Source organism: Nocardioides sp., assembly GCF_036401255.1.
Lineage (GTDB): Bacteria > Actinomycetota > Actinomycetes > Propionibacteriales > Nocardioidaceae > Nocardioides.
On sequence record NZ_DASWVI010000205.1, the window covers coordinates 1 to 6355 of the forward strand.

Below are 6355 nucleotides of genomic sequence, written 5' to 3' on the forward strand. Positions count from 1 at the left end.
CGGCGGGGCGGCGGGCTCGGGGTGGAGCGGCTGGAGCGGGTGGTTTGCGGCGAGGTCGCGTGCCGCGGCGGCCGCCCAGGACTCCTGCTGCGGTGCGTGCTCCTGCGCCGGCGCGGCGGCGTCGTCACCGGCCCAGCCGGCGGGGGTCTCGAATCGGGTCCGCGGGCGGCGCAGCATCGAGTCGGCCCGGGCGCGCAGCTCGCGGGGGCGGAACGGCTTGACCAGGTAGTCGTCGGCCCCGGCCTCGAAGCCCTGGACGACGTCGATCTCGTCGGCGAGCGCGGTGATCATGATGAGGTAGGTGTTGCTGAACTCGCGCAGCCGCTTCGCCACCGCGAAGCCGTCCATGCCCGGCATGTTGACGTCGAGCGTGGTGATCAGCGGGTTGTGCTGGCGCACCGCCTCGACGCCGTCGGGGCCGTTCTCGGTCACCACGGTCCGGAAGCCGGACTGGGTCAGCACGATGTCGATCAGGTCGCGAACATCGGGCTCGTCCTCGATGATGACGGCCACCCACTCGCTGCCCGGTTGCATGTGGCGAATGCTAACAACGCTCGGGGTGCTCGGGTCCGCGGACCCGCTGGCGGCACAGGGGGGCTAGAGCGGTTCGCTCACCATCCGGACGAGGTGGCCATCTCCAGGGCGCGCTCGGGCCAGAACCGGCCGGCCGGCGGGCCGCCCCCGCACTCGCCGTCGCTCTCCCCCGGCGGCTTCACCCACACAGAGGCATCGAGGTGCTCGGCGTCCCCCGCGGGGGCGGGGGCGGGATCGGTGCCGTACGCACGGCCGGTGGGGTTGCACCACTCCTCCGTGGAGCCGTTGCCGTTGCGCCCCGTGTCGATGATGTAGTGCGCGCCCCCGAGCAGCGCGCTGAGCTCCTCGCCGTACGCCCGCTCGTCGGCGTCGGTCTGGTAGTTCGAGACGTTCGTGGCGAAGCCCCGCGCCCGGGAGGCGCCGGCGGCACGCAGCAGCGGCGCCAGCCGGGCCGGCTTGATCCAGTGCGAGTGGCCGCCGTCGACGTACGTCGTGACGCCGGCGTCGACGAGCCGGTCCACCGCGTCCGCGATCAGCCGGACCCGCTCCTCGCGCCGGTCGCACTCGACCGCCGAGGCGAGCGCGTCCGGCTCGACGACCGCGACGACCGGCACCGCGACCTCGGCGGACGAGGCGGCGTCCGCGATCTCCTGGACCCACGGTGCGTACTGCTCCGCCGTGAGGCCGCCGCCGGAGAACCCACCCGAGCAGTCGCGGTCCGGGATCCCGTAGACCACGAACGTCGGGACCTCGTCGGCCTTCCCTGCTGCCTCGACGACCTGCGCGACGAACGGCGCCACCGACCCCGGCGGGTGCTCCTCGGGAGTCAGCCAGATGCCCTGCGGCGTCGCGGCGAGCCGCGAGAGGACCCGCGCGGCCTCGGCGTCGTCCGTCGCCCCTTGCGCCGCACGAGCGGTCCGCGAGCCCGGGTCCGCGTAGCCGGCGCGACCGGCGTAGGGATTGCTCGCCTGCGCGTCCGGGGTCGGGTGCGGCTCCCCGCCGCCATCGCTCCCCCCGCAGGCCGCGAGGCCCAGGACGGCCGCGAGCAACGGAGCCAGGAGGATGCGGCGGGGCACCGCGCCATCATGCCCGAGGAGCGCCGCTCCTCCGCCGGCCGGGGGCGAGCAGCGAGGCGACCGTGGCGACAGCGACCGCGGCGGCCCCGGTGAGGAGCGCGGGACCGATCGCGCCGTCGTACCCCACCGGCGAGATCGCGCCGCCGTTGCCGAGGAACACCGCAGTGAGCAGGGCGATGCCCAGCGCGACGCCGAACTCCCGGATCGTCGAGTTCGCCGAGCTGGCCATCGCGAAGTCGGCCTCGGGCAGGCCCTCGAGCACGGCCGTCGACATCGGCGCGAACGTCAGCCCCATCCCGACCCCCGCCATCAGCAGCGCGGGCACGAACGACGGATAGCCGGCGACGGTCTCGGTGAGCACCGCGAACCAGACCAGCGACGCGGTCTGCAGGACCAGCCCGGAGAGCAGCAGCGCGCGCAGCCCGGTGCGCGGCGCGAGCAGCCCGGCCAGCGGTGCCACGACCATCGGGGCGGCGGTCCACGGCAGCGTCCGCAGCCCGGCCTCGAGCGGGGTGTAGCCCTGGACGACCTGGAGGTACTGCGAGAGCAGGAACACCGTGCCGAACATGCCGATCGTGAAGAACAGCGCGACCACGTTGGCCACCGAGAACGCGGGCGAGGAGAACAGGCGCAGCGGGAGGACGGCGTACGAGCGACCGCGCGCCCAGCGCACGTACGCCGGGACCAGGAGCCCGGCCACCACCAGCGGGACGAGCACCCGCGGGTCGCTCCAACCGTCGTCGTTGCCGTGCACGATCCCCCAGATGCCGAGGAACACCGCGCCGCCCAGCAGCGCGGCGCCGACGAGGTCGAGGCGCTGCCAGGTGCCCCGCGACTCGCGGACCGCGACCACCAGCAGCGGGCCGGCGACCGCCGCCACCGGGACGTTGAGCCAGAAGATCGCCTGCCAGCTGACGCCCTCGACGACCGCGCCGCCGACGACGGGCCCGAGCGCGACGCCCAGGCCGCTGACCCCGCCCCAGATCCCGATCGCGGCCGCCCGCATCGCGGGCGGTACGGCGGCCGCGAGCAGGGTCAGCGAGAGGGGCATGATCGCGGCGGCGCCGAGACCCTGCACGGCGCGGGCCGCGATCAGCGCCTCCGAGGTGGTGCTCATCGCCGAGGCGATCGAGGCGAGCGTGAAGACCGTCAGCCCGGCGAGCATCACCCGGCGCCGGCCGAGCCGGTCCCCCAGCGTCGCCGCCGGCAGCATGAAGGTGGCGAAGGTCAGGGTGTAGGCGTTCATGAACCACGAGAGCTGGCTGACCGATGCGCCGAGGTCGGCCCGGATCACCGGCAGGGCGCTGGTCATCACGAGGTTGTCCAGCGTGGCCATGAACATCGGGAGGGAGGCGGCCACGATCGCGAGCCAGACCGGCGCGCGGCGCGATCGCGCCGGGGCGGGAGGGGCCGCCACGTCGAGGAGGGTCATCGGATCTCCAGAAGTTGTAATTGAATGATTACCAGACCGCGGCCAACGCTAAGTAATCGACTGATAATCTGTCAAGCATGATGTCGACGAAGGCGCCCCGGATGAGTGCGGACGAGCGGCGCGAGGCGATCCTCCAGGCCGCGACCCGCGCGTTCGCGCGCGGCGGCTACCACGGCACCAGCACCGACGCGGTCGCCAAGGAGGCGGGGGTGTCCCAGCCGTACGTCGTACGGATGTTCGGCACCAAGCTCGAGCTGTTCCTCGAGGTCTTCCAGCGCGCGGTCGGCGGGATCCGCGAGGCCTTCGCCGCGGTCGTCGACGACCCCGCGTTCGACCCGGCGAGCGAGGACGGCCGGGAGCGGATGGGCCAGGCCTACACCGAGCTGCTCCAGGACCACGCCTTCTTGCAGGTGATGATGCACGGCTTCTCCGCGGGCGGGATCGACGAGATCGCCGCCGCCGCGCGCTCCTGCATGGGCGAGGTGTTCGCGACCATCCGGCGCACCGGCTGGAGCGACGAGGAGGTCCGCGACTTCATCGCCTACGGGATGCTGCTCAACGTGATGGTCTCGATGCGGGCCCTGGAGCACCTCGAGCCGGACGACCCGCTGGCCCCCCTGACGGCCTGTGCGTTCGGTGACGCGGTCGAGCTGCTTGAATCGCCGGCGTGACCCTCGTCCTCGCCTCCGCCTCCCCCGCCCGGCTCCAGACCCTGCGCAACGCAGGCGTCGAGCCGGTGGTGATCGTCTCCGGCGTCGACGAGTCGCAGCTGGACGGCCTCCCGCCCGCCGAGCTGGCGCTCCAGCTCGCCGAGCTGAAGTCCGCGGCCGTCGCCGGTCGCACCGACCTGCCCGCGGACGCGCTCGTGCTCGGCTGCGACTCGGTGCTCGAGCTCGACGGCGCCGCGCTCGGCAAGCCCGCCGACGCCGACGAGGCCGTCGAGCGGTGGCGGACGATGCGCGGGCGCACCGGCGTGCTGCTGACCGGTCACTGCCTGACCGACACCGCCACCGGGCGGGTGGCCGCGGCCACCGCCGCGACGACCGTCCACTTCGCGCAGGTCAGCGACGAGGAGGTGACGGCGTACGTCGCGACCGGCGAGCCGCTGAGCGTCGCCGGCGCGTTCACCGTCGATGGCCTCGGCGGGGCGTTCATCACCGGCATCGAGGGCGACCACCACAACGTGGTCGGCGTCAGCCTGCCCCTGGTCAGGGAGCTCGTCGCGGAGCTGGGTCGCTCCTGGACGGATCTGTGGGCTCGATGACGACCTCCGAGGCGCCCTCGGAGTCGGGGAGCTCACTGAGCTCGAAGACCTGCATCGGGTTGTGCATCAGGTCGGGCAGGTGCACGGGCCGCTTGAAGACCAGCGTGCGGAACAGGTAGAACCGCGCGACCAGGCCGAGGAACAGCCCGATCACGTTGGCGGACACGTTGTCCGACCACGGGTCGTCGAGCCCGACGACGTTGCGGCTCACCCACAGGCACGCGATCGGGATCAGCATCGTCACCAGGTTGATCGCGATGAACGCCGTACGTCCCCCGTCGGCCGAGCGCGGCGGGCGGTGCTTGAAGACCCAGGTGCGGCTGCCCCGGTAGCTGATCATCATCCCGACCGTGTTCGCGATGACGTAGCCCAGGTAGGGATGCCCGTCGAGCAGCGCACGGTGCTCGGTGTTGAAGCCGTGCACCAGGAAGTTGAAGATCACGAACGCGACGATCGTCGCCAGGCCGCCCACCGCGAGGAACCGGTACGCCTCGGTGAAGACGCGTTCCCACCGGCCTCCCATGGCACCCAGGCTAACGGCTCGCCCCACCCCGATCGGAAATGCGGGTCCCTGCGCGCCGTCGGTTACTCGACCGGCAGGCCGAGGCCGCGGGCGATGAGCATCCGCTGCACCTCGGAGGTGCCCTCGCCGATCTCGAGCACCTTCGCGTCGCGGTAGAACCGGGTGACCGGGTACTCCTCCATGAACCCGTAGCCGCCGAAGACCTGGGTGGCGATCCGCGTCGCGGTGACCGCGGACTCGGTCGCGTAGAGCTTGGCGACCGCGGCCGCCTGCTTGAAGTCCTTCATCGAGGCGCCGCCACCGTCGCGCTGGCTGTCCTTCATCGCGGCGGCCCGGTAGGTGAGCAGGCGGCTCGCGTGCAGCATCACCTCGAGGTCGGCGATCTGGAACGCCACGCCCTGCTTGCGCCCGATCGGGCCGCCGAACGTCTGCCGGTCGCCGGCGTACTCCACGCTGAGGTCCAAGCACGCCTGGATGCAGCCGACCGCGAGCGCGGCGATCGCGACGCGCCCGTCGTCGAGCGTCGCGAGGAACTGCGCGTAGCCGCGGCCCCGCTCGCCGAGCAGGTTCGCCTCGGGGACACGCACGTCCTCCAGCGTGAGCGGGTGCGTGTCGGAGGCGTGCCAGCCGAGCTTGTCGTAGGCCTTCTCGGCGGTGAAGCCGGGCGTCCCGCTGGGCACGATGATCGTGCTGATCTCGGCCGACCCGTTCTCCCGGGTGCCGGTGCGCGCCGTCACCGTGACGAGGCTGGTCAGCTCCGAGCCCGAGTTGGTGATGAACTGCTTGGAGCCGTTGACCACCCACTCGCCGTCCTCGAGGACCGCGCGGGTCCTGGTCGCCCCGGCGTCCGAGCCGGCCCCCGGCTCGGTCAGCCCGAACCCGGCCAGGCGCTCACCGGCCACGAGGTCCGGCAGCCAGGTCCGGCGCTGGTCGTCGGTGCCGTAGCTGAGGATGGGGTTGATGCCGAGGCCCACCGCGGCCTCGAGCGTGATGCCCAGCGACTGGTCGACCCGCCCGATCTCCTCGATCGCCACGCACAGGCTGGTGAAGTCGCCGTCGTCGCCGGCGCCGCCGTACTCCTCCGGTGCGGTGAGCCCGAACAGCCCGAGGGCGCCCATCTTGCGCACCACGTCGACCGGGAAGTGGTGGTCGCGGTCCCACTGCGCGGCGTGCGGGGCGATCTCCGCCTCCGCGAACTCCCGGACGCTCCGGCGGAAGGCCTCGTGCTCTGCGGAGAGCTCGTAGGAAGACACGGTCAATGAGTCCCTTCATGACTTACGCTTACGTGAACGTAAGGACTGTAGGTCGTTTACGTTACGTAAGCGCAAGGAGCAGCCATGCCACCCCCGGACCCCGGCCGGACCTGGACGATCAGCGAGCTCGCCGACGAGTACGCCGTCACCCTCCGCACCCTGCGCCACTACGAGGACCTCGGCCTGCTCTCCCCCGAGCGCCGTGGCACGGCACGGGTCTTCCACCACCGGGACCGGATCCGGCTCGAGCTCATCCTCCGCGGGCGCCGCCTC

Annotated in this window: 8 protein-coding genes; 3 read left to right on the top strand and 5 right to left on the bottom strand. The window is 72.4% G+C overall.

What is annotated here, in order from left to right; genetic code table 11:
• The 3 genes from VGD85_RS09700 to VGD85_RS09710 all read right to left on the bottom strand — a co-directional run.
• Positions 1–534, bottom strand: a 534-nt coding sequence (locus VGD85_RS09700; protein ID WP_331063249.1) for a response regulator, incomplete at its 3' end; no start/stop codon positions are given.
• A 77-nt stretch (positions 535–611) separates the two neighbouring features.
• Entirely contained in the window at positions 612–1610 is a 999-nt protein-coding gene (locus tag VGD85_RS09705) for a glycoside hydrolase family 6 protein (RefSeq protein ID WP_331063250.1), read from the bottom strand.
• Between the two features lie 7 nt (positions 1611–1617).
• Positions 1618–3042 (bottom strand): MFS transporter, encoded by a 1425-nt coding sequence (locus tag VGD85_RS09710; protein WP_331063251.1) that lies wholly within the window; start codon positions 3040–3042, stop codon positions 1618–1620.
• 77 nt (positions 3043–3119) lie between these two features.
• Here VGD85_RS09710 and VGD85_RS09715 point away from each other — a divergent pair, with 77 nt between their 5' ends.
• Positions 3120–3713, top strand: coding sequence for a TetR/AcrR family transcriptional regulator (locus VGD85_RS09715; protein WP_331063252.1), 594 nt, complete (start codon positions 3120–3122; stop codon positions 3711–3713).
• Positions 3710–4306 carry a Maf family protein gene (locus VGD85_RS09720; RefSeq protein WP_331063253.1) on the top strand — a complete coding sequence of 199 codons (597 nt, stop codon included), beginning with the start codon at positions 3710–3712 and terminating at the stop codon, positions 4304–4306. Before VGD85_RS09715 ends, VGD85_RS09720 begins: the two co-directional genes overlap by 4 nt.
• Here VGD85_RS09720 and VGD85_RS09725 read toward each other — a convergent pair.
• Both VGD85_RS09725 and VGD85_RS09730 read right to left on the bottom strand, forming a co-directional pair.
• Positions 4251–4829 (bottom strand): GtrA family protein, encoded by a 579-nt coding sequence (locus tag VGD85_RS09725; protein WP_331063254.1) that lies wholly within the window; start codon positions 4827–4829, stop codon positions 4251–4253. The genes VGD85_RS09720 and VGD85_RS09725 overlap by 56 nt on opposite strands.
• Before the next feature lie 62 nt (positions 4830–4891).
• Positions 4892–6082, bottom strand: a complete 1191-nt coding sequence (locus VGD85_RS09730; protein WP_331063255.1) for an acyl-CoA dehydrogenase family protein — start codon at positions 6080–6082, stop codon at positions 4892–4894.
• 84 nt (positions 6083–6166) lie between these two features.
• Here VGD85_RS09730 and VGD85_RS09735 point away from each other — a divergent pair.
• Positions 6167–6355, top strand: a 189-nt coding sequence (locus VGD85_RS09735; protein ID WP_331063256.1) for a MerR family DNA-binding transcriptional regulator, incomplete at its 3' end; no start/stop codon positions are given.